Annotated in this window: 13 protein-coding genes; 7 read left to right on the top strand and 6 right to left on the bottom strand. The window is 66.3% G+C overall.

Features of this window, described 5'->3' with window-relative positions:
- Positions 1-21: 21 nt before the first annotated feature.
- From CRO39_RS03420 to CRO39_RS03410, 3 genes are read right to left on the bottom strand one after another with little or no spacing between them, the layout of a single operon-like run.
- A complete protein-coding gene (locus CRO39_RS03420; RefSeq protein WP_097120439.1) occupies positions 22-984 on the bottom strand; it encodes an ABC transporter ATP-binding protein in 963 nt (320 codons plus the stop codon).
- Between the two features lies 1 nt (position 985).
- The gene (locus tag CRO39_RS03415) at positions 986-2059 is read right to left on the bottom strand and encodes a FecCD family ABC transporter permease (RefSeq protein WP_097120438.1); all 1074 of its coding nucleotides are present in this window, start codon (positions 2057-2059) and stop codon (positions 986-988) included.
- Positions 2056-3252: an ABC transporter substrate-binding protein gene (locus tag CRO39_RS03410; RefSeq protein ID WP_097120437.1), complete on the bottom strand. Its 1197-nt coding sequence runs from the start codon at positions 3250-3252 to the stop codon at positions 2056-2058. The genes CRO39_RS03415 and CRO39_RS03410 overlap by 4 nt, the downstream gene beginning before the upstream one ends.
- Before the next feature lie 93 nt (positions 3253-3345).
- Here CRO39_RS03410 and CRO39_RS03405 point away from each other — a divergent pair, with 93 nt between their 5' ends.
- Complete coding sequence (locus tag CRO39_RS03405) at positions 3346-5400, top strand: TonB-dependent siderophore receptor (RefSeq protein ID WP_097120436.1); 2055 nt, start codon at positions 3346-3348, stop codon at positions 5398-5400.
- Positions 5401-5473: 73 nt separating this feature from the next.
- Here CRO39_RS03405 and CRO39_RS03400 read toward each other — a convergent pair whose 3' ends face one another.
- The 3 genes from CRO39_RS03400 to CRO39_RS03390 form a co-directional block, all read right to left on the bottom strand.
- Positions 5474-8401, bottom strand: a complete 2928-nt coding sequence (locus CRO39_RS03400) for a TonB-dependent receptor plug domain-containing protein (protein ID WP_162125673.1) — start codon at positions 8399-8401, stop codon at positions 5474-5476.
- Positions 8402-8981: 580 nt separating this feature from the next.
- Positions 8982-9986 (bottom strand): glycosylasparaginase, encoded by a 1005-nt coding sequence (locus CRO39_RS03395; protein ID WP_097120434.1) that lies wholly within the window; start codon positions 9984-9986, stop codon positions 8982-8984.
- A gap of 212 nt (positions 9987-10198) precedes the next feature.
- Positions 10199-11239, bottom strand: coding sequence for a LacI family DNA-binding transcriptional regulator (locus CRO39_RS03390; RefSeq protein ID WP_097120433.1), 1041 nt, complete (start codon positions 11237-11239; stop codon positions 10199-10201).
- 570 nt (positions 11240-11809) lie between these two features.
- Here CRO39_RS03390 and glk point away from each other — a divergent pair.
- The 6 genes from glk (at position 11810) to CRO39_RS03355 (ending at position 25425) form a co-directional block, all read left to right on the top strand.
- The gene (gene glk, locus CRO39_RS03380) at positions 11810-12811 is read left to right on the top strand and encodes a glucokinase (protein ID WP_097120431.1); all 1002 of its coding nucleotides are present in this window, start codon (positions 11810-11812) and stop codon (positions 12809-12811) included.
- A 137-nt stretch (positions 12812-12948) separates the two neighbouring features.
- Complete coding sequence (locus CRO39_RS03375) at positions 12949-15513, top strand: TonB-dependent receptor (RefSeq protein WP_097120430.1); 2565 nt, start codon at positions 12949-12951, stop codon at positions 15511-15513.
- Positions 15514-15904: 391 nt separating this feature from the next.
- Positions 15905-18331, top strand: coding sequence for a beta-N-acetylhexosaminidase (locus CRO39_RS03370; protein WP_097120429.1), 2427 nt, complete (start codon positions 15905-15907; stop codon positions 18329-18331).
- A gap of 11 nt (positions 18332-18342) precedes the next feature.
- Positions 18343-21054 carry a beta-mannosidase gene (locus CRO39_RS03365; RefSeq protein WP_097120428.1) on the top strand — a complete coding sequence of 904 codons (2712 nt, stop codon included), beginning with the start codon at positions 18343-18345 and terminating at the stop codon, positions 21052-21054.
- A gap of 119 nt (positions 21055-21173) precedes the next feature.
- A complete protein-coding gene (locus CRO39_RS03360) occupies positions 21174-23816 on the top strand; it encodes a glycoside hydrolase family 3 C-terminal domain-containing protein (protein WP_097120427.1) in 2643 nt (880 codons plus the stop codon).
- A 103-nt stretch (positions 23817-23919) separates the two neighbouring features.
- Positions 23920-25425 carry a glycoside hydrolase family 125 protein gene (locus CRO39_RS03355; protein ID WP_097120426.1) on the top strand — a complete coding sequence of 502 codons (1506 nt, stop codon included), beginning with the start codon at positions 23920-23922 and terminating at the stop codon, positions 25423-25425.
- The last annotated feature ends 32 nt before the right edge of the window (positions 25426-25457 follow it).

Genomic DNA, 25457 nt, shown 5'->3' with positions numbered 1-25457 from the left:
GCGGCCGGCAGGCCGGAGGCGTCAGGCGAGCAAGGCCAGGGCCTCCTGGATGGAGCGGGCAGCCCTGCCGCCGGTGGAGGTCCAGCCGCCGGGACCGCTGCGTATCAGCGCATGGCTGGCCTCTTCCGGACGCCCCGCCAGGGCGAAGCCGCGCCGCCGCAACGCCCGCTTCAGCCACAGGGAGGCGATGTCGTCGCCGTCCACATGCACAGCCCGGGCACCGTGAGCGGGGCGTTCGAACCTTCCGCTGCGGACGGAGAACACCAGATTCGGCTGATCGAAGGCCTGGCCAATCTCGCCGGCCAGCACGATGTCTTCCGGCACGCCGTCCACGAACCGCCCCTGGCCCGGCAGCAGCCATAGCCGGTCGGCCGTCTGCAGCGAAAGCTCCAGATCGTGGCTGGAGAGAATGACCGCTACGCCCTGCTCTGCGGCGATCCGGCGCAGCAGATCGATGATGGTGACGCGGCTGGGCAGATCCAGGAACGCGGTGATTTCGTCGAGCAGCATCACCTTCGGCTGCTGGGCCAGCGCACGCGCGATCATCGCGCGCTGACGCTCGCCGTCGCTCAGGCTGTCCACCGTCCGCATCGCCAGATGCGCGCCATCGACCTGCTCCAGCGCGTGCGCGGCGATGCGCCTGTCCTGGCGGCTGAGCGCGCCGCTCCAGCCGGTGTGCGGTTGCCGCCCCATCTCCACCAGTTCGCACACGCGCAACGCTGCCGCCTGCGGCCGGTCGGTGAGCACCACGCCGATGCTCTGCGCCCTGGCCCGTCCGGACATCTGGCGCACAGCGACTCCGTTGAGCCGCACCTCGCCGGCAAGGGTCGGAATGAAACCGCCCAAGGTCCGCAACAAGGTGGATTTGCCCTGGCCATTGCGGCCCAGCAGGCAGATGAACTCGCCGGCCCGCACGCCGGTATCGGCGATGCTGGCCAGCCGCCGCTGGCCATAGCCAATACCCAGTCCGTTCAACGACAGCACGTCAGCCTCCCTCGCGCATTGCGCGCGAGCCGAGCAGCAGCACGATCACCACCGGCGCGCCCAGGATGGCCAGGATGGCGTTGAGGTGCAGGAAATGCTGGCTCCACGGCAGGTGCACGACCAGGTCGGCGGCAAGGGCCAGCGTTGCGCCCATCGCCGCGGTGACCGCGACCAGCGGACCGATGCGCGCCGACCCCATGGCGGCCCGGGCCAGATGCGGGGTGATCAGGCCGATGAATGCGACAGGGCCGCAGTACGCGGTGATCGGCGCGGCCAGCAGGATGACCGCCACCAGCACCAGGCGGCGCAGGCGCGGCACATTGACGCCCAGGCTCTCGGCGTAGGTGTCGCCCAGCAACAACGCCGTCAGCGGTTTGGAAAGCGCCACTGCCAGCGCCAGTCCCAGCAGCAACGGCGGCAGCAGCGTGGCGAAATCGGTCCAGACCACCGACGCGAAGGTGGCGTCGTTCCAGGACGCGAATGCCCTGGCCTGCGAGCGGTTGGTGAAATGCAGCAGCACGCTGATCAGGCCCTGGGCCATGAAGCCCAGCATCAGCCCCAGCACCAGCAGCGTGACCGTTCCCACCCGCCGGGCAAGGCCCGCCATGGCGGTGGCAATCAGCAGCATGCCCAATGCCGAACCGGACACCACGCCAATGCCTTCCAATCCAGCCAGAACGCTCAGGGCGGCCGGGCCGACTACCGCTCCGGCAACCACCACCAGCGCCGCTCTCAGCTGTCCGCCTGCCATGAGGCCCAGCGACCACGCATCGGCCAGCGGGTTGCGGAACAGCGCCTGCATCAACAGGCCGGCCAAGGCCAACGCGCTGCCGCCGGTCACGGCCGCCACCACGCGCGGCAACCGCAGCTCGACGACGATCCGCGATTCGATCGAACCCTCCCCCGCGCCCAGCAGTCCTTGCATCACCTGCGCCGGGCTCAGGACCACCTGGCCGATGCACAGGCCGGCTATCGCGGCGACGATCAGCAAGGCCACCAGCGCCGCAAGCAATCCCGGGGTGCGCCATGTGCGGTGCCACGACGGCCCGGACGGGACAGAAACCGCCGCACTCATCGGTATTCGCCCTGTTCCAGCGGCTTGAGGAAACGGAACGGTTCGCTCACCAGATCCGGGTGCAAGGCCTTGACGAAGTCCGTCAGCACCCAGTCCGGGCGCACCAGCGCGGTCTGATACCAGTCGTAGGCGTTCTCGGCCGCCACCGTGCGCCCGGTATTGCCGAACAGCCGGCCTTCGCGCCAGGCCCGGAAGCCGCGTTCGACCTCCGTATTGCGCGGTGCGACCGCGTGGATATCGCCGATCAGCCAGACATCGGCGCGCTCGCCCAGCGGAAGCAATGCCTCGGTGGACAGCGTCTCCGCCGAATAGCGCTGCGGGTCCTCGGGCCGTGCCAGCAGGTTGATGCCGCCGGCATCGGCGACATAGGCCGCTTCGGCGCCGCGTACGGTGGCGATCCAGCGGTCGGCACCGTTCGGATAGGCCCAGAGCACGTTGACTTCGGGACGGTCCGCCACCTTGGCCTTGAGGTCGGCAACCCGTTGTTCGACTTCAGCGAAAATCGCATCGGCCCGCGCTTCGGTCCCGGTAAGCAGACCGTACAGCCGAATCCATTCGGCGCGCGCCAGATACCCTTGCTCCTCCTCGGCCAGGGTCGGCACTACGGTCAACCCCAATGTCCTGGCGCGCTCCAGCATCGGGGTATGCGCGGGATCGCTCAGACGCATCAGGAAGACGTCCGGCTGCCTGGCGATCAGCACGTCCAGGTTGGGCGGCGAATGCCAGTTGTAGCCAACCTGGCCGATGTCGCCGGCCTTGGCGCGCCGGCGTATGCCGTCGTCGTAGGAAGCCAGTCCCCCCACCGCCACCAGACGTTCCTCGACACCCAGCTGGGTCAGGAACGCTTCGTCCGAGCCCGCATTGCTGGCAATGCGCTGCACCGGAGTGCGGATGACGGTCGCGTCGCGCAGATCGCCCGTCAGCGCCGGCACCGGCGACTCATGGGGCAGCAGAACCAGGACCTCGCCTGCCAGCGCTTTGGCGCGCGCGTCCGCGCCATCGGCTGCGCCCTTCAAACGGGCCACGACAAAACCTTGGTGCCGCTCCAGTGTCAGCAACCTGGCATGACGCAACGGGATTGCCTCGCCGGCAAGGGCATTCGGGGTTGCCGGCGATGGCGTCGATGAGGGTTGGCACCCTGTGACGGCCAGTGCCGCCAACAGTCCACCCAACAGCGGCGCGCGCAATGACATGGGACTGCTTCCTCGCGTTGAAACCGGAACGGCTATGGATTGCTATCGGTATGTTATAGCATATCAATTCATATCCGCCGCTACCCCTTGCGAATGAAAACAACCCTGACTGCCGCAATTGCGACGGCGCTGCTGGCCGCATACCCGGCCACCGCGCAGGAAAGCGCGACCGACCTGGACACCATCACCGTCTACGGACGCCCGTTGGGAAGAATTCCCGGCGAGACAGCCACCAAGTCGGGCGCGCCCGTGCTGGAAACCCCCTTCAGCGTGAACATCGTGCCGCGCGAACTGCTGGACCTGCGCAGCGTGGCCAACATCGGCCAGGCCGCCGAAACGATCAGCGGCGTGCAGCGAACGATGGGCTTTTCGGGCAACCAGCGCTTCCGGATTCGCGGCTTCCAGGCCATCAGCACGCTGCGCGACGGTTTCCGGCAAAGCGTGTCGCAACCGGAGATCGACCTGCAGGGCGTGGAGAGCATCGAAGTGCTCAAAGGGCCGGCCTCTGCCCTGTATGGCCGGTTCGAGCCAGGCGGCGTCATCAACTTCGTTTCCAAACGGCCGCAGGAGGCTTTTTCCGCCTCGGCCAACCTGACCGCCGGCTCGGACGACTACACCCGTCTGGGCGCGGACGCGACAGGGCCTCTGAACAGCGCCGGCACGCTGCTGGCTCGCGTCAATGCCGCCCATGAGGATGCCAATAGCTATCGGGATGGCATCGACAACCGCCAGACCTATCTGGCGCCCGCACTGGAGTGGCGCCCCGACGAGAGGACCAGTCTGCTCGCCAGGGTGGAATATCTGGAGCGCGACGCTGCGTTCGATCGCGGCCTGGGCAATCACCCATTGTTCCTGCAGGTGCCGCCGAGCCGGAACTACGGCGAGGACTTCATGCGCATCCGCAAAAAGCAGAAGACCGCCAGCCTGGAATTCAACCGGATGCTGTCGGATGACTGGCGATTGCGCCTGGGCGCATTCTGGTCCGACGTGGATGTGCCGGAGGAAGAGTTCTTCAACTACGGCTTCCCTGCCCTGAGCGGCACCACGGTCAACCGCAACTTCGTCAGCTATCGCGAGCGCCAGAAGGACGGCACGCTTCAGGCCGAGATCTACGGCCGTTGGGTCACCGGACCGGTCCAGCACCGGCTGATGTTCGGGGCCGAACGCACCATCGACCGCCTGGCCTATCTGGACGGCAAGATTTCCTACGGCAATCCCATCGACCTTTACCAGCCCGTGCCCAGCGGCCGTCCGGACAACTACCTGGACACCGGGAACAGCCGCTACGAGTTCGAAACGCTTGCCGTCTACGCGCAGGACGAAATGTCCTGGGGCCGTTGGCGCCTGCTGCTCGGCGGCCGCCAGGAGCGCACCGAAACGCTGTCGTTCTACACCGGCGGGGTCGATCCGGCGGTCACCCGGCGCGACTCGCCGTTCTCGCCGCGTGCCGGCCTGACCTGGCTGATCGATCCCGACCTGTCGGTCTACGCCAGTTGGGCGCGCTCGTTCCGCAACGAAGCCGATGTGGGTCTGCTGGAAAGCGGCATCACGCCCAAGCCTACGCGCGGAGAACAACGCGAGCTGGGCGTCAAATCCATCCTGATGGAGGGCCGGATGGAAGCGACGCTGGCCGCCTTCGACCTGCGCAAGACAGACGCTGTCGTCGCCGACCCGGTCGACTGGAACTTCGTGATCCAGGCCGGCGAACTTCGCTCGCGCGGCGCCGAGGCCGAAGTCTCGATGCGGCCGGTGGATGCCTGGACGCTGGTCGCCTCCTATGCCTACATCGACGCCACCATCCGCAGGGACTCCAACGCGAGTCTGGTGGGCAACCGGCTGGCCGGGATTCCCCGGCATCAGGCCAGCGTATGGACATCCTGGGCCTTCGACGGCGCACTGTCCGGCCTGACGGTCGGCGGCGGCATCTTTCACGCCAGCGACCAAGCAGCGACCACGGCCAACACCCTGTATCTGCCCGGCTACACCCGCCTCGATCTCAATGCCCGCTATGCCTTCGGCAACGGACTGGACGTGCTGCTGAACATCGACAACGTGACCGACAGGCGCTACTACATCACCGGCGGCTTCTCGCAGCTTTACTCCCAGCCACCAAGGACCCTCCGGCTGACCCTTACCAAGCGCTGGTGAGCGCCGCCGCAAGAGCAAGAAAGCCCGGCTCGCGCCGGGCCTTCTTGTCGCAACAGCCGTCCTGGCGAGCGGATCAGTCGAACCGGTATACGACCTCCGCCGCCACTTCACGACCGACCGGATTGGCCACGCAGTAGGCGAAGCCGCCGCACCACTTGTCCTGATAGTGATCGTCGAAGATATTGTTGACATAGAAGTTCAGGCGCAGCGCGTCGGTGGCCTGGTAGCCGACGCTGGCATTCCAGTAGATCCGGTCCTGGTTGTAATACTTCACCAGCTCGCTCTGCTGGCCGTAGCTGATGCTGCGCTCGCCTGCCGCATTCTCGCGCAGATCCGTGCAGTCGGTGGCCACGTCCGGGCGGAACCCGTTGGGCAACGCGGTGCAGCCGCCATAGCGGTCGCTGCGGGTGCCCGCGGTCCAATCCACGTACAGCACAGCGGTCCAGGGATTCAGGCTCCAACTGGCGCTGGCGCGGCCGCGATAGCGCATCTGCCGATCCTGGTCGCGGGTGTTTTCGAACAGATCGCCCGGGAACTGGGCGATCTTGTAGGTCAGCTGGCGGGTGTAGTTGAGTGCGAAGTCGAACGTTCCCCAGCGCGCGGTCTGCAATTGATAGCGCGAGGCCACATCGACGCCGCTCACGCTTTGCCTGGCGCGGTTGATCGGGCCGATTTCGACGCCGGTGACCATACCGTTGGCGTCGCGTGTCACCCGGCTGATCTGCAGATCGCACAGCGCCTGGCTGGGCGGAGTCCGGGCCGGCTTGTCCGCTGGCGCCTGGCCGGTCAGGCAGTAGGCCTCATCCAGCAATACCTGATCGGGGCCGACATCGTCGATCGCATTCTCGATGTTGATGCGCCAGTAATCGGCGCTGAGCGAGAAGCCGTCGAATGCGTCCCAGACGAAGCCGTAGGTCAGCGAATCGCCGGTTTCGTACAACAGGTCCTGCGTGCCCTGCCGGGAGATCAGCGGATTGTCGATGTGGTACGGATCGCCCACACCGCCGGGACAGTTGCTGGTCTGCCGGTTGGGATCGGTCAGGCAGGCCAGGTAATCGACCTGGTCGGCCACGCTTTCGCTGGGCTCGGCGTAGACATAATGCATGTCCGGCGCGCGGAAGCTGGTGGCATAACTGCTACGCAGCAGCAGGTTGGCGAACGGACGCCACTCCAGGCCCAGGTTGTAGGTGGTGGCGGCATCGTCGGCGACCGCGTCGTAGCGGTCGTAGCGGCCCGCCGCCGACAGGGTCAGGTTCTCGAGCAACGGGATCTTGAATTCCAGGCCCGCCGCGTAGCGGTCGCGCTCGCCACCGCCGGTCTCGATATTGCCGAAGGGCGTTTCGTAGGCGGGATCGGTGCCCATGGTGTTCGGATCGGGGCTCAGCTTGTAGCCCTGCTGCGCGGCTTCCAGCACGCCGGCAAAGCCGATCGGGCCGGCCCAGCCTTCGAACAGATCGCCGCTGAGCACGAAGCTGGCCTGGGTGAGCCAGGTGCGCGCCCGCTTGTCGCCAAGCGCGCGAACGCCTTCGTAGTCGCTGCGTGACACCGGGTTCCAGAGCCGGTTGTAGTCGGGGGCGTGGATCTCCAGGCCGCTCGCCGGATCGGTGCCCAGCGATTGACCCAGGAAGAACTCCGTGGCACGCGCGTTGTGGATGGTCGGGAAAAGCTCCCGGATCTCGTATTCGGCGCGGCCGGCCATGACCTCCCAGTCGAAGCGGTCGCTGAAGACGGTGCCGCGCAGGCCGGCGCTGAAATCCCAGTTCGTTTCCTTGGACTTGGTCAGTGCGCGGTCTTCGCCGCCTATTTCGCCCGGCACGAAATAGCGCAGCAGGCTCATCTCCCGACCGCTGTTGGCGTCGATGTAATTCTGGCTACCCCACGCCGGCATGAAGGTATTGCTCTTGCCGGTCGAATCCCAGTACCCATAGGTCACCCAGGCTTCGACATTGCCGAACTGCTTGGTGCCGTACAGGTAGAGCGAAAGGTCCTTGCTGGCATTGCGCAGCGTCCAGTGCTGGAACACGGAACGGTTGGCGCACTGCCAACCGGTGTCGGTCTGCGCGCCATTGAAATCGTTGTACAGGATGCGGTTGTGCTCGTAGAAGGCGCCGCCGAACTGATCGCAGGCGCCGGTCGGCGGCCGGATCCGTACATTGTTGGTCACGTCGAAGAGACGGATGCCGACTTGCGGCGTGTTCGTCGCGCCGCCTTCCCGCACGCCGCCGTAGCTCCAGGTACGGCGCGGCGCATCGTTCTCCTCATCCATGAACGGCCGTTCGTGCGACCACAGCGGCTCGCGGTCGAAGAACTGCAGCGTATAGGCCACGCTCCAGTCCTCGCCGTGCCGGCCGCCGGACCAGGAGACATCGCGCACCGAGCGCCCGCCTTCGGTGGTGGTGCCGTAGCGTGCGCGCAAGGTATCGCCTTCGATGTCCTTTTTCAGGATGACGTTGACCACACCGGCCACCGCGTCGGAACCGTAGATCGCCGAAGCGCCGCTGGAGAGCACTTCGATCCGGTCGACAATGCCGGTGGGGATATTGTTGTAGTTGGCGAAGTTGCTCTTGCCCTGGTACGGCAGCGGGTAGTCGGCCACGCGGTGGCCGTTGATCAGCAGCAGGCTGCGGCCGGGGCCTAGATTGCGCAGGTTGAGCGGGCTGGCGTTGACCGAGCTCTGGCCCCAGTCGTAATCGTTCTGCACGGTGCCGGTGACCTCGGTCAGCGAGCCGAGCGCCTCGTAGATGGTGGTGAAGCCTTCCTTGCGGATCTGATCGCCGGTGATGATGGTTACCGGCGCCGGACCCTCGACCTCCGCGCGCTTGATGCGCGAACCGGTCACGCTGATCGCATCTAGCGTCTTGGCGCCCTGAGCGGTCCCGGATGGGCTGGGCGGTTCCGCAGGCGGCGGGTCCTGAGCCTGGGCCAACGCCGCAAGCGGCGGAAACATCGCCAGCGCGAGCGCGCTCGCCAGGACATTGCGGTGAAAGACTGATTGCTGCATGGGTACCCCTCTCCGGTCGTTGAATAGGCCTGATGGTCCAAGCGCGATGAGCCGATTGCGCTCCCGTAACCAGCGCGTTCGCTTGGCGTGCCGAGATATGAAGCCGTATGACATCGATGGCCTCGCTGGGACCATACGCGACAAAATCGATGCAAAGATGTGGCTCGCATCACTTTTTTGGAACGATCCAAATCAGGGATATTTCGCAGATCGGCGCCGCCGTGTCCCGTCACGCGGCGTATACAGACAACCCAAGCAATCTATGCGTCCTTGCGTCTTCGCTCCGCCGGCGATGGCGACGAATCGAAGGCCCATCGGCCGTTACGGCTTGGCCACGGGTACCTGCAGCGCCCCGCCGTCCCGGCGCGGATTTTTGGCGTCCGTCGCAACCGGGCAGCAAGAAACCGCAGGCCGCGCCGCACCTCCGACCGTTGCTCAGTGCACGCGGTGAAGAACGCGCCGCGGCGCGTCCAGTGGGCGAACGATAGATTTCAACCGCTGTTCGCTTCCCGCGCGATCCGACGGGAAAAACCGGCGGCGGGCGGCCGGCCGCTCCGGCAACAGACGGAGGCCGACCAGCTCACCCCTGCTTCGCGCCATAAACAGATCGCGCATCCAGCAATGCGTCCTGGCTGTCGGCATCGCACACCGCATAGACAAAGCCATGATGTAGCGCAAACGCGCCGACATCGCCGGCCTTGTTCATCGCCAGGAAGCACACCTGCAGGGTCTTGCTTGCCTCCGGGCGCTTGCGCACCACGCGCTCGATTGCCTCGCGGCATGCGTCCATCGGCGAACGGCCCTGGCGCATCAGCTCGACCACCAGGAAGCTGGCCGCGTTGCGGATCATCTCTTCGCCCACGCCGGAAGCGGTTGCGGCGCCGACCTCGTTGTCGACATACAGCCCGGCCCCGACGATCGGGCTGTCGCCGACCCGGCCGTGCAGCTTCCAGGCCATGCCGCTGGTGGTGCAGGCGCCGGCGAGACGGCCATCGGCGTCGAGCGCAAGGATGCCGAGGGTGTCGTGGTTTTCACGGTTGCCGGGCAGCTTCGCGCGTTCGGCGTTGATCTGCGGCCGATACTCCGCATCCTTCAGCCATTCGCGCCACGCCTGTTCCGCCGCCGGCGTCAGCAGCGTCTTCTTCTCGAAGCCCTGCTCCACCGCGAACTGTTGCGCGCCATCGCCGGCCAGCAGGACGTGCGGCGTCTTTTCCATCACTGCGCGCGCCACCGAAACCGGATGCGCAATATCTTCCAGCGCCGCCACCGCACCGCAGCGGCCGTCGCCATCCATGATGCTGGCATCCAGCGTCAGCACGCCGTCGCGGTCCGGGTAGCCGCAGCGGCCCACGGTGCTGTTGCACAGCGTGCCCTCGGCCCAGCGCGCACCCGCTTCCACCGCATCCAGCGCGCTGCCGCCGCGCGTCAGCACCGGCCACGCCGCCTGATTGGCGCCAACGCCGAAGTCCCAGGTCGACACCACCCGCAGGCGCGGCGGCGCGATTGCGGCACTGGCGCTCGACGGCAGCGCCAACGCACCGCCAGCCAACAGGGACGATTGCAGAAACTGGCGGCGCGTGGTCATGCGGGTCTCCGCTGGCGGGCGACCCGGCGGCCGTACCCGCAATCCCCAACGGTTCGCAGCGGCATGCTCCTGCAGGTTGAAGCATGGAACAGCGGCGCTTGGCCAGCTTCCTGAGGTCTCATCACCGCACGACTCCATCTTGTTGGTCAGGAGCCAGTGAACCAGCTTCATGGAACCGATTCAATCGGGATGTTCGTGAGCTCGGTAGCAGGCTAGCGCGGACGCAACGGCGCGGTCGAACCGCGCACCACCAGTTGCGGCAGAAAGCCCTGGTTGCGCGGAGGTGTCGGACTGTCGACGTAGGCGTACTGGCGCAGGCCGGCGATCAGCAGGCGCGTCGCCTGCCTGGCGATATCCGCAGTGGCCTGCTTGGCGGTGGTCAGCGGCGGCCATGACTGGCGCGAGAACGGGCTGTCCTCGAAGCCGGCGATGGACAGTTCATACGGTACGTCAACGCTTGCGGACTTGGCCGCCGCCAGCACGCCGGCGGCGATCTCGTCGTTGCTGCCGAAGATCGCGGTCGGCGGTTCCTGCAGCGCCAGCAGCCGCCGCGCGCCGCGGAAACCTTCGTCGAAGGTGTAGTCGCCCGGCACGACCAGGTGCTGATCGACGGTGATGCCGTAATCCTTCAGCGCCTTTTCGTAACCCGCATAGCGCTCGCTGCTGGAACGGTGCTGCGGCCCGCCCCACAGGAAACCGATGCGCCGATGGCCGAGCTGGATCAGGTGCTCGGTGATCTCGTAGGCGGCGCCACGGTCATCGACGTAGACGCACGGCAGGCCGTCGTCCGGGTCCTCGGTGGCGGCGATGATCCGCACCAATGCGATGCCGCGTTCGGCCAGCGCATCGACTAATTCCTTGCGCTCGGACATCGGCGCAGTCAGCACCAGTCCGGCCAGGCGCGAACGCTGGACGAACTCGGCCAGTTCGTCGGCCAGCAACGGCGAAGTCGAGTCCACCGGCTGGATCTGCAAACCGAAGCCGGTTTCGCGACAGGCCGCCAGCACGCCTTTCTGCATGGCGATGATGTGATGCGGGTTGGGGTTGTCGTAGACCAGCCCGATCACGAACGACAAACCGTTGCGCAGGTTGCGCGCGGAAGGATCGGGCTCGTAGTCGAGTTCGGCGATAGCCTGCGTCACCCGCGCGCGCGTGGCCTGCGCCACCGACGGTTCGTTGTTGATCACCCGGGACACGGTCTTCAACGAGACATTGGCGCGTTCGGCGACGTCCTTGATGGTTGCTCTGCGCATGGCGTCGTTCTGCCTCCCTGTTCGGTTCATGCGCGCACGACGGCACGATGGCCGGGCACGGTGTGAAGGATGTGCACATAGGTCCGCAGCAGGAACGCCGGCCGCGGACCATGCTGCCGTTCTGGCCGGAAGGAATGCCGCAGGAACGGCACGCGGTCGCTGCCGCATGCGAGCGTGCGTTCAACCGGCTCCCGAGGCTGCCCAGGCAGTGCCGCTGCGCGCGGCAGGACACGCGGGAGCGCCGCGGCAGGGTGGACCTGGCTTGCGTTGTCATGGATTCCCGGATTCACCCGCTTTGACCCTCCTCCAACGCCCGTCCGCTTCACCGCCCCTCCGGCGCCACAGATGCCGTTTGGAACGTTCCAAATTGGCAAAATACCAACAAAATTGGCGCTAATCCAGGACTTTTGCCAAGCTGAACAGGAGGGGCTGTCGCTTATTTGGGCGGGGCTAGCACACTCCGGTGACGATCGATTGACAACGTTGTTTAGATCGATCCAAACTCGAGCCATATCGAGGTGCCTACCCGGCGCCACGGCGGATACAGCGTATGGGAGGGATGTGTTCGCAATGGTCGGTCCAGCTACAACGGCTTCACTGGTGAACGGCATGCCGTTCCTTGCCGCAGATGTCGGCGGCACGCACGCGCGCCTGGCCCTGGTGCGCGCCGGACGCGCGGGGCAGCCGGTTGAAGTGCTGGCCTTCCGCAAGTACGACTGCACCGATCACCCGTCGCTGGTGGACTTCATCACCGACTTCCTGGCCGCGCATGGCGGCGGCGGCGTGGACCGCGGAGTCGTCGCCAGCGCCGGCTACGCGCTGGACGACGGCACGGTCATCACGACCAACCTGCCCTGGCCGCTGTCGATCCGCGAGACCCGCGAGCAACTCGGTTTCGCCGACCTGCGCCTGGTCAACGACTTCGAAGCCGTGGCCTATGCCACGGCCGCCCTGCCCGTTGCCGAAACCGTCCGCATCACCGGGCCGGACCAGGCCGCGGTGCATGGGCCGGTACTGGTGCTGGGCCCAGGTACAGGCCTGGGAGCGGCGCTATGGATTCCCCGCGACGACCGCCCGTTCGTGCTGGCCACCGAAGCCGGCCAGGCCGCACTGGCGGCCAACAACGAACTCGAACTGGCGCTGCTGGCGCAACTGCTGAAGCAGCACCGGCATGTGACGATTGAGCACGTTCTGTCCGGTCCCGGCATCCTCAACCTGTACCGCGCGCTCGCAGCGCTGCGTGGCGCCAGACCGGCGCTATCCACGCCAAGCCAGATCACCGCGGCGGCGCAGGCCGGCAACGATGCGCTGGCGCGCGAAACCCTGGAAATCTTCTGCGGCTTCCTTGGCAGCGTGGTCGGCGATATGGCGCTGACCTACGGCGTGCAGGGCGGCATCCGCCTGGCCGGCGGCATCCTGCCGCAAATCCGCGATTTCCTGCTCAACAGCGCTTTCGTCGGGCGCTACCTCAACAAGGGGCCGATGCGCGCGGCGCTGGAGCGCATTCCGGTGCGGCTGGTCGAACACGGCCAGCTTGGCGTGGTCGGCGCAGCGCATTGGTATCTGAACTAGGCAATACAGGCTTTTCGCAACGCAATACCGCAGCCAAGGGGGCGCACGCGGCACCAGGGGAGAAATCGTGGACGCAACAACCGCTCAGGGACACCACAACCAACGCAGCAACCAACAGTATTGATCGGGAGAGTGGCATGAAATACCGCAAGTCAGCACTATCGGCAGCCATCGTCGCCAGCATCGCGTTCAGCGCCCACGCGCAGGAAGCCGGCAGCCAGGGCGACGCCACGCAACTGGACACCATCACCGTTACCGGCTACCGCGCCTCGCTGGAGCGCAGCCAGATAGTCAAGCGTTCGGCCAACGCCATCGTCGACGCAATCAGCGCCGAGGACATCGGCAAGTTCCCTGACACCAATGCAGCCGAATCGCTTTCGCACCTGCCCGGCATCAGCGTGGATCGCCAGTTCGGCGAAGGCGAAAAGGTCAGCATCAACGGCACCGACCCGGCGCTCAACCGGATCCTGATCAATGGCCAGACCATCGCTTCAGGCGACTGGGGCGGCAATCCCACCGATACCAGCGGCCGTACGTTCAACTACACCCTGCTGTCGCCGGAAATCATCGGCCTGATGGAAGTCTACAAGTCGTCGGAAGCGCGCATCGACGAAGGCAGCATCGGCGGCACCGTGATCGTGCATACGCGCAAACCGCTCGACCTGCCGGCGAATACGCTGCGCGGTTCGCTCGGCTACAGCTACAACGACCGTTCCGAGCAGGGCAACCCGCGCGGGTCGGTGCTGTGGAGTTGGAAGAACGCCGACGAGACGTTCGGTTTCCTGGCTACGGCCACCCACGACAAGCAGGAAATCTGGCGCGCCGGCATCGAGTACTGGGGTTATGCCAAGGGAGGTTTGCCTGACGATGTTAACGTTACCGGAAGCGGCGACCCCAACGAAGCGCTCTATCCGTTCGGCGAAAACAGCGCCTTCTTCCAGCAGGAGCGTGAGCGCGATGGCATCCAGGCAGCAATGCAATGGAGGCCGAACGACCGTAATGAATTCAACCTCACGGGTCTCTACGTCAAGGGCAAATACAACAATTTCAGCGAGTCGCGCTACGTTTGCCCAGGCTGCTCGGTCGGCAATTTCACTGATGTGACCATAGAGAATGGCTACATCACTTCCGGTACCGTGGGCGGGGATGCTTATGCGCAGTTCGACGCCAATTACCGCATGAGCGAGGTGGAAACCAAGAGCCTCAACCTCCGCCACGATTTCTTCGGCGACAAGTGGACCTTCACCACCCAGGCCGGCACCACCAGCGCCAAGGGCGGCAAGGATCCTGAGTACCTGATGAAGTTCCTGCTTCAGTCCGGCGGCTACGATTTCAGCTACGACGGAAAGAACGCTAGCGTGCACTACGACGATGGCAGCGCCTCCAACTGGGGGCTGGCGACCGGCCAGCAGGCCGGCGGCATCGAGTACACCACCACCGATGATCGGGAGAAATACTTCCAGTTCGACGCCGAGCGCGACCTCGATTGGGGCCCGCTGAGCAAGCTGCTGGTGGGCTACAAGTACATCAACCATGAAAACGGCCAGAGTTCGCGCGGCAACCGCATCGATGCCACCGATCCGATTCTACTGACGCAGTTCAACCCTGGCACCGCGCCGAACGGTCTTTACGACGGTCTGGGTGCCAGCGGCGACCTCATCGGCTGGCCGACCGCCGATCTCAATTCGATCCTGGCCTACCTCAAGTCGCAGCCGCAGGGCGAGTTCGAGACAAAATATGGCCAGCAGTTCGACGTCAAGGAAATCACCAACAACCTATACGCACAGCTGAACTTCGAGTCCGGCCAGTGGCGCGGTAATCTGGGCGTGCGCTATGTCGACACGATGGACAAGTCGTTGTACTGGCGCAATGTCGACGGCGTCGGCTATGTCCTGACCATGGACAAGAAGAGCTACTACAAGCCGCTGCCGAGCTTCAACCTGGCCTACGACATCGATGACACCAAGGTGGCCCGCTTCTCCGCAGCCAAGGTAATCGCGCGTCCGCGTTACGGCGATCTGGCTGGTGCAGTCACTCTCGACACCACCACAAAGACTGCAGGCGGCGGCAATCCGGATCTGGATCCGTACGAGGCTACCAACTACGGACTGAGCTTCGAGTGGTACTTCGCCCCGTCCAGCATGCTGGCGGCGGAGGTGTTCTACCGCGACATCGGCAGTTACATCGTCAACACGACGACCGAACAACGGCTGACCGATCCCGTCACCGGAAATACGGATCTCTACCAGGTCAGCTCACCAGTGAACGTGGCCGATGCAAAGGTCAGCGGTTTGGCGCTGTCTTATACGCAGGACATCGCCTACGGCTTCGGCGTGCAGGCGAACTACACCTACACCCATACCGACACCAGCGAGGGACTGAATCTGCCGTACGTGTCCAAGACCACGTACAACTTCATCCCCTACTACGAGAATGGACCGTTCAGCGCCCGCCTCAACTACAGCTATCGCTCCGAGTACTTCACTCAGGTCGGCCGGCTGGACTCCAACGTGTTCACCGACTACTACAAGCAGTTGGATTTCACCGCAGCCTACCAGGTCAACGACTGGATGGGGATCAACTTCAGCGCGACCAACCTGCTTGACTCGACGTACTACTGGTATAACCAGGTCAAGTACGCGCCATTGGGCACGTACAAGACCGGTCGCGGCTACCAGGTGACGTTGAACTTCAAGTTCTGATGCGGTACGGGCGGGCCATCGTTCTCTCCACGATGGCCCGTCTTTTTTGCAGGGCCGCGATAGGCGGCCCCGCAACTTTTCCACAAGGAGCGCCAGTGCTGTACCCGATGACGTCCGATAGCCGCTGTCGCACGGCAGTTCCGCTGCGCGGCCATGCTTCAGCCATGCGTCGAATGCCGGCATCGCTGCCCGCACTTCTCCCCTTTTTCGCCACCGCGGCAGGGGCGCCCGCTGCGCAGACCGCGGTCACGCTATTGTTCCTGCGACAGACAGAGACCGGCTCCAACGCCGGGCATGCCCGGCAACGCGGACCCCTGACATGCGCAACCGATACCGGCCCTGGCGATTGTCTGCCGTTGGCCCTTACAAGAACGACGAAGAGAGCGACTGAATGATCACGCCCCCTGCCCGTTCCACACGCATCGGCACGCTGGTGCGCGCGTTCGCGCTGCTGGTTGCCGTCTTGTCGCTGCCAGGCTGCGCCGAGCGCACTGCGCCGACGGCCGCCGCCACATCCGCCGAAGCCCTGCCGCTGATTCCCGCACCGGTCCAGGCTGAGCGCGGCGAAGGCCGGTTCCGGATCGCCGCCGGAACCATCGTTTCGATCGCGCCGGGCGATGAGCCGGCGCGCGATGCCGCCAATCACCTGGTCCGGCTGCTGCGCGATACGCGTGGTCTGGACCTTTCCGTACGCGAGGAAACCACACCGTCGCCGGCCAGTATCCGTTTGCAGCTGGATGCCCAGTCGCCGGTGAGCCAAACCGAAGGCTATGCGCTGGACGCGGATGCGCAGGGCCTGCGCATCCGCGCGCGCGACGCCGCCGGCCTGTTCTACGGCGCAATCAGCGCCTGGCAACTGGCGGGCGCCGACACCGGCCGCGATGGCGTTGAAGGCGGTGCCATCGACATACCGGTGGTAACGATCCGCGACTGGCCGCGTTTTGGCTGGCGCGGCCAGTTGCTGGATGTGGCCCGCCACTTCCATGACGTGGATACGGTCAAGCATGTAATCGACGCGATGGCGCAGCACAAGCTCAACGTGCTGCACCTGCACCTGACCGACGACCAGGGCTGGCGCATCGAGATCAAGCGCTACCCCAAGCTCACCGGGATCGGCGCCTGGCGCACCCCGCCGGGCGCAGGCCGCCACGGCACGCCGCAACGCTACGGCGGCTACTACTCGCAGGATCAGATCCGCGAACTGGTGGCCTATGCCGCCGCACGCCACATCACCATCCTGCCCGAGATCGACATGCCCGGCCATGCGCAGGCGGCGGTGGCGGCCTATCCGGAAGAAATCGGCGTGACCGGCGAACGTCCGCCGGTGGCGGTGGACTGGGGCGTCAATCCCTACTTGTTCGATACCGACGAACGCAGCCTGGCCTTCATCCGCGGCGTGCTCGACGAAGTACTGGAACTGTTCCCCTCGCCTTTCATCCATATCGGCGGCGACGAGGCGGTGAAGGATCAGTGGGAGGCGTCGCCGGCTGTCCGCGCGCAGATGCAGCGGCTCGGCGTCAAGGACGCGCATGCCATGCAGGGCTGGTTCAATGAGCAACTGGCGGACTACCTGACCAGCAAGGGCCGGCGCCTGATCGGCTGGGACGAGATACTGGAAGGCGGACTGCCGGCAAGCGCATCGGTGATGTCCTGGCGCGGCGTGGACGGTGCCGTGACCGCGGCCAAGCTGGGCCATGACGTGGTGCTGGCGCCGGCCGGCTGGATGTATCTGGACAATCTGCAGACCGAACGCAGCGACGAGCCGAATGGCCGTCTGGCGGTACTGCCGCTGTCGCGCGTCTACGAACTGGATCCGGTGCCGGCGGAACTGACTGCCGAACAGGCCCGGCATGTACTGGGTGCGCAAGGTGCGTTGTGGAGCGAATACATTCCCTCGCGCCGCCACATCGACCATGCCCTGTTCCCGCGCCTGGCGGCGGTGGCCGAAGTGGCCTGGTCGCCGATGGCTGCGCGTGACTGGAACGGCTTCCTTGCGCGGCTGCCGGCGCAACTGCAGCGCTACCAGGCGCTGGGAATCGGCTATAGCGACGGGGCTTTCGCCGCCGACATCGGGATCGATGGCGGCGCCCACACGGCGCTGGACGGCGGCAAGGCCAATATCGCGCTGGGCAACCAGACCGGCGCCGGCCAGATCCGCTACACCACCGACGGCAGCGAGCCGACGCTGGATTCCCTACGCTACCAGAAGCCGTTCGCGGCGACGCTGCCGGTGACGGTCAAGGCCGCGGTGTTCACCGAAGACGGGCAACCGCTGGCCGCCACGCGCAGTCGCCACTTCGATCGTCAGACGTTGCTGAGCGTCGACACCCAGGGCCTGCGCAACTGCCACAATGGCGGTCCGCTGGGTCTGCGCGTACCGCTGCTGCCGGATATGCCCGGCATGGACACGCCGGTCTACAACGTGGATCTGTTCTACGCGTGCTGGACCTACCCGCAGGCGCGGCTGGACGGTATTGCAGCAATCCGGATCGACGCCGCGCGGCTGGCTCGCAATTACGGCCTGGCGCACGACCAGTCCAAGGTGCATCAGTATCCTTCCAGTTTGCCCCGGGGCGAACGTGCTCTTGGAGAGCTTGAAGTGCTGCGCGGTTGCGATGGCGAGATGCTGGCCCAGATGCCGTTGCCGGAAGGCTCGGCGCTGGGCGAACAGTTCGAGCTGGAAGTCCCGTTGCCGCCGCGCGAAGGCGTCCATGATCTGTGCCTGCGCTTCACCGCAGCCATCGATGGCCCGCTGTACGCGATAGGCGCCGTCCAGCTGATCGAAGCCACCGCGCAGTCGCCACCCGTTCAACGCTGAAAGGAGTCTGTATGTTCCCGCCACGCCGCCGTTCCCGTTTCTGCCGCCTCTCTTGCCTGGTCCCGCTGCCGTCGCTGATCGCGCTGCTTGTCCTGGCCATGCCGGCCTGGGCCGCGCCGCCCACCTCGATCGACCTGGACCAGGGCTGGCAGATCCGGCTGGTACCGGGACAGCCGCAGGCGAAGGAACATCCCAAGGCGGCCGCGTGGCTGCCGGCGCAGGTGCCGGGCACGGTGCAGACCGATCTGATCGCCGCCGGGCTGGTACCGGATCCTTTCGTGGCCAGCAACGAAGGCGCGATCCAATGGGCCGGCCTGAGCGACTGGCAGTACCGCGGCCGTTTCAAGGTCGATGACGCCACCCTGAAACGGAAACGCATCGAACTGGTGTTCGACGGGCTGGACACCTTCGCCGACGTCCGCCTCAACGGCAAACCGCTGCTGCAGGCGGACAACATGTTCCGGCGCTGGCGGGTGGACGCCAAGCCGCTGCTCAGGCGCGGCGAAAACGTGCTTGAAGTGACGTTCTATTCGCCGATCAAGAAGATCCAGCCGTGGCTGGCGCAGCAACCGTATGCCCTGCCCGGCGGCTACGACTCGGCGTTCGGCGACGAACCGGCCGGACGGCTCAGCACCACCTACGTCCGCAAGGCGCCCTACCATTTCGGCTGGGACTGGGGGCCGCGCATCGTCACCGCCGGCATCTGGAAGAACGTGCGCCTGGAAGCCTGGGACACCGTGCGCGTGGAAAGCCTGCACATCGCCCAGCAACGGGTGGACGCCGGTGCGGCGCAGCTCGAAGCGCAGATCGAACTCGAGGCCAGCGCCAGCGGGCCGGTGCAGGTCGTGCTGGAAGTGCGCGACCCGGACGGCGCCACGGTGGCGCGGATCGAACGCGATGCGGTGGTCGACCCCGGCAGCAACCGCATCGACCTGCCGCTGCGCATCGCCAACCCGAAGCGCTGGTTTCCGTACGGTTATGGCGCCCAGGACCGTTACACCTTCGCCGCGACGCTGCGCGAGGCAGGCGGCGACTCGCACGCGGTCCAGCGCACCACCGGTCTGCGCACGGTTGAGCTGCGGCGCCAGAAGGACCGGTGGGGCAAGAGCATGGAATTCGTGATCAACGGCATTCCTGTCTTTGCCAAGGGCGCCAACCTGATCCCGCTGGACAGCTTCTCCACCCGCGTGGACGAGGCGCGCCTGCGCCGCACGCTGCTGGACGCGCGCGATGCCAACATGAACATGCTGCGCATGTGGGGCGGCGGCCACTACCAGGACGACCGCTTCTACGAGCTGGCCGACGAGCTGGGCGTGATGATCTGGCAGGACTTCATGTTCGGCGGCGCCATTCCGCCTTACGACGTGGCGTTCCGCGAGAACACCCGCCAGGAGGCGATCGAACAGGTCAAGCGGCTGCGCGATCACCCCAGCATCGTCATGTGGTGCGGCAACAACGAAGTGCAGACCGGCTGGGAGCACTGGGGCGACCGGGTCAACTTCAAGCGCTCGCTGGATCCCGAGGAGCGCAGCCGCATCGAACGCGGCATGGTGACGCTGTTCGGTACCGTGTTTCGCGAGGTCGTCGCCCGCTACCATCCTGACGTGCCGTATTGGGCCACCTCGCCGGGCACCGACTTCGACGGCGATGCGGACGTGAGCGACGACGGCGACATGCACTACTGGCAGGTCTGGGGCGGCGACGCCAAACCGGCCGAAGCCTACCTGGACGTCGATACCCGCTTCCTGTCCGAGTACGGCCTGCAGTCCTTCCCCGACATGCGCACCATCCGCGCCTTCGCGCAGCCGCAGGACATGCAGGCGGAATCGGCGGTGATGCGCGCGCACCAGAAATTCGACAACGGCAACGGCAATCAGCGCCTGCTGCTGTACATCCGTCGCGAATTCGGCGAACCGAAGGATTTCGAGAGCTTCGTCTATCTGAGCCAGCTGATGCAGGCCGAGGGCATCGGCCTGGCCGCCTCGCACCTGCGCGCCTCGCGTCCGCAGGCGATGGGGTCGCTGTACTGGCAGCTCAATGACGTGTGGCCGGGCGCCTCGTGGTCCAGCGTGGACTACTACGGCCGCTGGAAGGCGCTGAACTACCACGCGCGCCGCTTCTACGCGCCGGAACTGGCTGCCGCGCTGCGCAAGGACGGCACGACCACGCTGTCGCTGGTCTCCGACCGCACCGCGCCGCTGGCCGCGCGGTGGCGCTTGCGTGTGCTGGACTTCGACGGAAGAGAGCTAAGTCGCCGCGAGCAGAAGACAACGCTGCCGCCGCTGAGCAGCACCCGCGTGGGCCGGTTCAGCGACGCGCAGTTGCTCAGCGGCGCCGACCCGAAGCGGAGCTTTGCGGTGTTCGAACTGCTCGACGGCGAGCGCCTCAATGGCGCGGGCGTGCTGTCGCGCCAGCTGGTGTTCTTCGATGCGGCCAAGCAGCTCGCCCTGCCCGCGCCGCAGGTCCGCAGCGAATGGAACAACGACGGCGACGGTCTTGCGCTGACCCTGTCCAGCGACGCGCTGGCACGCGATGTCTGGCTGTCGTTCGGCGATCTCGACGCGCAGCTCTCCGACAACGCCTTCGACCTGCTGCCGGGCGAACCGCTGACCGTACGCGTGGATAGCCAGGCCACGCAGGAACAATTGCGCGCGGCGCTGCAAATTCGCGATCTCGCCACGACGCTTGCCGGCGCCCCGGCCGAACCTGAGGAGGCAAAGTGATGGTCTATCCGTCATCCCGGCGAACGACGGGACCCAGCGGCTTTGCGCGCGGGAAGAACAAAAGGCAACGGGTCCCGGCGTTCGCCGGAAGCGCTTTTTCAACAGCCGGACGGCTGGTCATGACGGCATTGGTTGCAATGGCGGCTATCGCGCCTGTCCACGCAGATGAAGCCGAGGACAAGGCCGCCGCGCTGGTGGCCAAGATGACCCGCGAAGAAAAAATCGCGCAAACCATGAATGCTGCGCCGGCCATCCCGCGCCTGGGCGTGCCGGCCTACGAATGGTGGAATGAAGGCCTGCATGGCATCGCCCGCAGCGGCCACGCCACCGTGTTTCCGCAAGCGATCGGGCTGGCGGCGAGCTGGAATACCGATCTTCTGGAACAGGTCGGCACGGTGACCTCGACCGAGGCGCGCGCCAAGTTCAACCTGGCCGGCGGCCCGGGCAGCGATCACAAGCGCTATCACGGGCTGACCGTCTGGTCGCCGAACATCAACATCTTTCGCGACCCGCGCTGGGGCCGCGGCATGGAAACCTACGGCGAGGACCCCTACCTTACCGGGCAACTGGCGGTGGGCTTCATCCGCGGGCTGCAGGGCGATGACCCGCAACACCTCCGCACCATCGCCACACCCAAGCACCTGGCCGTGCACAGCGGCCCGGAGCCGGGCCGCCATGGCTTCGATGTCGACGTTTCCCCGCGCGATCTGGAAGCCACCTACCTGCCGGCGTTCCGCGCGGCGCTGGTCGACGGCGGCGCCGGTGCGGTGATGTGCGCCTACAACTCGCTGCACGGCACCCCGGCCTGCGCCGCCGACTGGCTGCTCAACGGCCGCCTGCGCGGCGATTGGGGTTTCAAGGGCTTCGTGGTGTCCGACTGCGACGCGCTGTACGACATGACCTATTTCCATTATTTCCGGGCCGACGAAGCCGGCTCGGCCGCCGCCGCACTGAATGCCGGGCACGACCTCAACTGCGGCAACACCTACCGCAAGCTCGGCGAGGCGCTGGACCGCGGCGAAACCGACGAAGCGCGGCTGGACCGGTCGCTGGTGCGGCTGTTCGCCGCGCGCTACCGCCTGGGCGAACTGCAGCGGCCGAAGCACGACCCCTATGCGCGCCTGGGTGCCAACGACATCGGCACGCCTGCCAGCCGCAAGCTGGCGCTGGAGGCCGCCTTGCAATCGCTGGTGCTGCTGAAGAACCAGGATGCGGCGCTGCCGCTGAAGCCGGACACCCGGCTGGCGGTGATCGGCCCGAATGCCGATGCGCTTGCCGCGCTGGAAGCCAACTACCAGGGCACTTCGGTCGACCCGGTGACGCCATTGCCGGGCCTGCGCCAGCGCTTCGGCAGCGACCGCATCAGCTATGCCCAGGGCGCGCCGCTGTCGGCCGGAGTGCCGGTCACGATTCCGGAAACCGCGCTGCGCAGCGACGGGCAGCCCGGCCTGAAGGGCGAGTACTTCGACAACCCGGATCTGGCCGGCACCCCGCGCGTGGTGCGCCAGGACCGCGTGGTCAGCTTCAACTGGGACCAGGTGGCGCCGGCAGCAGGCGTGGACAAGGATCGCTACTCGGTGCGCTGGAGCGGCGAACTGCTGCCGCCCGGTCCTGGCGACTACACCCTGGCGGTGCGCGTGGCGCGCTGTTTCGACTGCAGCGGCCACGACCCCGTACGTCTGTACGTGGACGACCAACTGGTGATTGCCGGCAACGCCGAAGACAGGCGGGTTGCCGCCGGCGTGCACAACGCCGATGGCCGCAATGTCGAAGCTCAGCTGCGTTTTGAAGACGCGCGCCCGCGGCGCATCCGTCTGGAAATCGAGCACCAGGGCCAGGACCAGGGGCTGCGCCTGGAATGGCTGGCGCCGGCGGAGGCGCAACTGGCCGAAGCCGAGCGCGCGGTGGCGCAGGCCGACGCGGTGGTCGCGTTCGTCGGCCTGTCGCCGGATGTGGAAGGCGAGGAGCTGAAGGTCGACGTGCTCGGTTTCGACGGCGGCGACCGCAATGCGATTGGCTTGCCGCCCATGCAACAGGCCATGCTCGAACGCGCCAAGGCCAGCGGCAAGCCGCTGATCGTGGTGCTGATGAGCGGCAGCGCCGTGGCGCTGAACTGGGCGCAGGAACACGCCGACGCGATCCTCGCCGCGTGGTACCCCGGCCAGTCCGGCGGCACCGCCATCGCGCAGGCGCTGGCCGGCGATTTCAATCCCGGCGGCCGCCTGCCGGTAACCTTCTACCGCTCCACCAAGGATCTGCCGCCCTACGTCAGCTACGACATGCAGGGGCGCACCTACCGCTACTTCAGCGGCACGCCGCTGTACCCGTTCGGCCACGGCCTGAGCTACACCACCTTCGCCTACGACACGCCCCGGCTGTCGACGCAGATGCTGAAAGCGGGCGAGCCGCTGCGCGTCAGCGTGCGGGTGCGCAACAGCGGTTCACGCAGCGGCGATGAAGTGGTGCAGGTCTATCTGGAGCCGAACGCTACGGAGCAGCGGCCGCAGTTGGCGCCCCACCAGCAGCAGCCGCCGATCCGCACGTTGGTCGGATTCCGGCGGATAACGCTGAAACCCGGCCAATCGCGTGAGGTGAGGTTCGAACTGGATGCGCGCAGCCTCAGCAACGTCGACCGCGCCGGCCAGCGTGCGGTCGAGGCCGGCGACTATCGCCTCTTCGTCGGCGGCGGCCAGCCCGGCACCGGTGCGCCGGGCGAGGCTGCGGCGTTCTCGATCATCGGCCACGCGCCGCTGCCGAAATGAAGCCGGGACCGGGGACCGGGGACCGGGGACCGGGGACCGGGGACCGGGGACCGGGGACCGGGGAAAAGCATCATCCTTATTCGCACGTGTGGGAGTTTGTTGAATGTCCAATGATCGTTTCTACTCCAGGGCCGCCAAGGCGCCTTTCCCTGGTCCCCGGTCGCCGGTCCCCGGTCCCGGCTTTACGCGCCGCGACATCCTCCAGTTCCTCGGTGCCGGCGCTGGCGCCGGCCTGCTCGCCACCACGCTGCCCGCCTTTGCCGCCGGTACCGCCGCTTTTCCAAGCCGCCGCCCGCCCAAATCGCAACGCAAGTTCGTCAGTGCGGCGGTGGAACGCCAGCTGGCGCAAGTCAAGGCACGCATCGGCGATCCGGAACTGGCCTGGCTGTTCGAGAACTGCTACCCGAACACGCTGGACACCACCGTGCAGACCGGCACCCGCGACGGCAAGCCGGACACCTTCATCGTCACCGGCGACATCGACGCGATGTGGCTGCGCGACTCCTCCGCGCAGGTGCATCCCTATCTGCCGTTGGCGAAGCAGGACCCGGCGCTGCGGCGGATGCTGCATGGCCTGATCCGGCGTCAGGCGCACTGCATCCGGCTCGACCCCTACGCCAACGCCTTTCTGCCCGACGGCGTGACCGAGTTGCTGGAGTGGTCGGTCAACGACATCACCGAGATGAAGCCCGGCGTGGGCGAACGCAAATGGGAAATCGATTCGCTGTGCTATCCGATCCGCCTGGCGCACGGCTATTGGCGGGCAACGGGCGATGTCGCGCCGTTCGATGACGACTGGCGCGAGGCGATGCGCGCCGTGTTGCGCACCTTCCGCGAACAGCAGCGCCTGCACGACCGCGGCCCGTACAAATTCCAGCGGCCCTCGCCCTTCGCCACCGAAACCCTGGTGCTGGGCGGCTACGGCCAGCCGACCCGGCCCAACGGCATGATCCACTCGATGTTCCGGCCTTCCGACGACGCCTGCCTGTTCCCGCTGTTCGTGCCGGCCAACCTGTTTGCGGTAGCGGCGCTGCGGCTGCTGGCCGAGATGAGCCGGACCATCCACCGCGACATCGACTTCGCTTCCGACTGCATCGCGCTTGCCGATGAAGTGGAAAAAGCCACGCGCCAGCATGGCCTGATGCGCGATGCCGATGGCCAACCATTCTGGGCCTACGAGGTGGACGGTTACGGCAACCAGTTGTTCATCGACGATGCCAACGCGCCGGGTTTGCTCAGTCTGGCCTATCTGGGCTGCTGCGATCGCAACGACCCGGTATTCCGGCGTACCCGCCAACTGGCCTGGAGCGAGCGCAATCCCTACTTCTGGCGCGGCCGCGCCGCCGAGGGCGTAGGCAGTCCGCACACCGGCCTGCGCACGATCTGGCCGATGGCGCTCATCCAGTACGCGATGGCCAGCGACGACGATGCGCAGATCCGCCAATGCCTGCACTGGCTCAAGACGACGCACGCCGGCACCGGCTTCATGCACGAGGCCTTCGATCAGGACGACCCGGCGAAATTCACCCGCGACTGGTTCGCCTGGGCCAATACCCAGTTCGGCGAACTGATCGTCGATCTGGCGCAGCGCAAGCCGCATCTGTTGTAAGGACTGGGGACCGGGGACCGGAAAAGCTTCGC

This window comes from Pseudoxanthomonas wuyuanensis (genome assembly GCF_900215535.1).
GTDB lineage: Bacteria > Pseudomonadota > Gammaproteobacteria > Xanthomonadales > Xanthomonadaceae > Pseudoxanthomonas_A > Pseudoxanthomonas_A wuyuanensis.
Note: the sequence above shows the minus strand (reverse complement) of the source record. Positions and strands in the feature narration are given on the sequence as shown.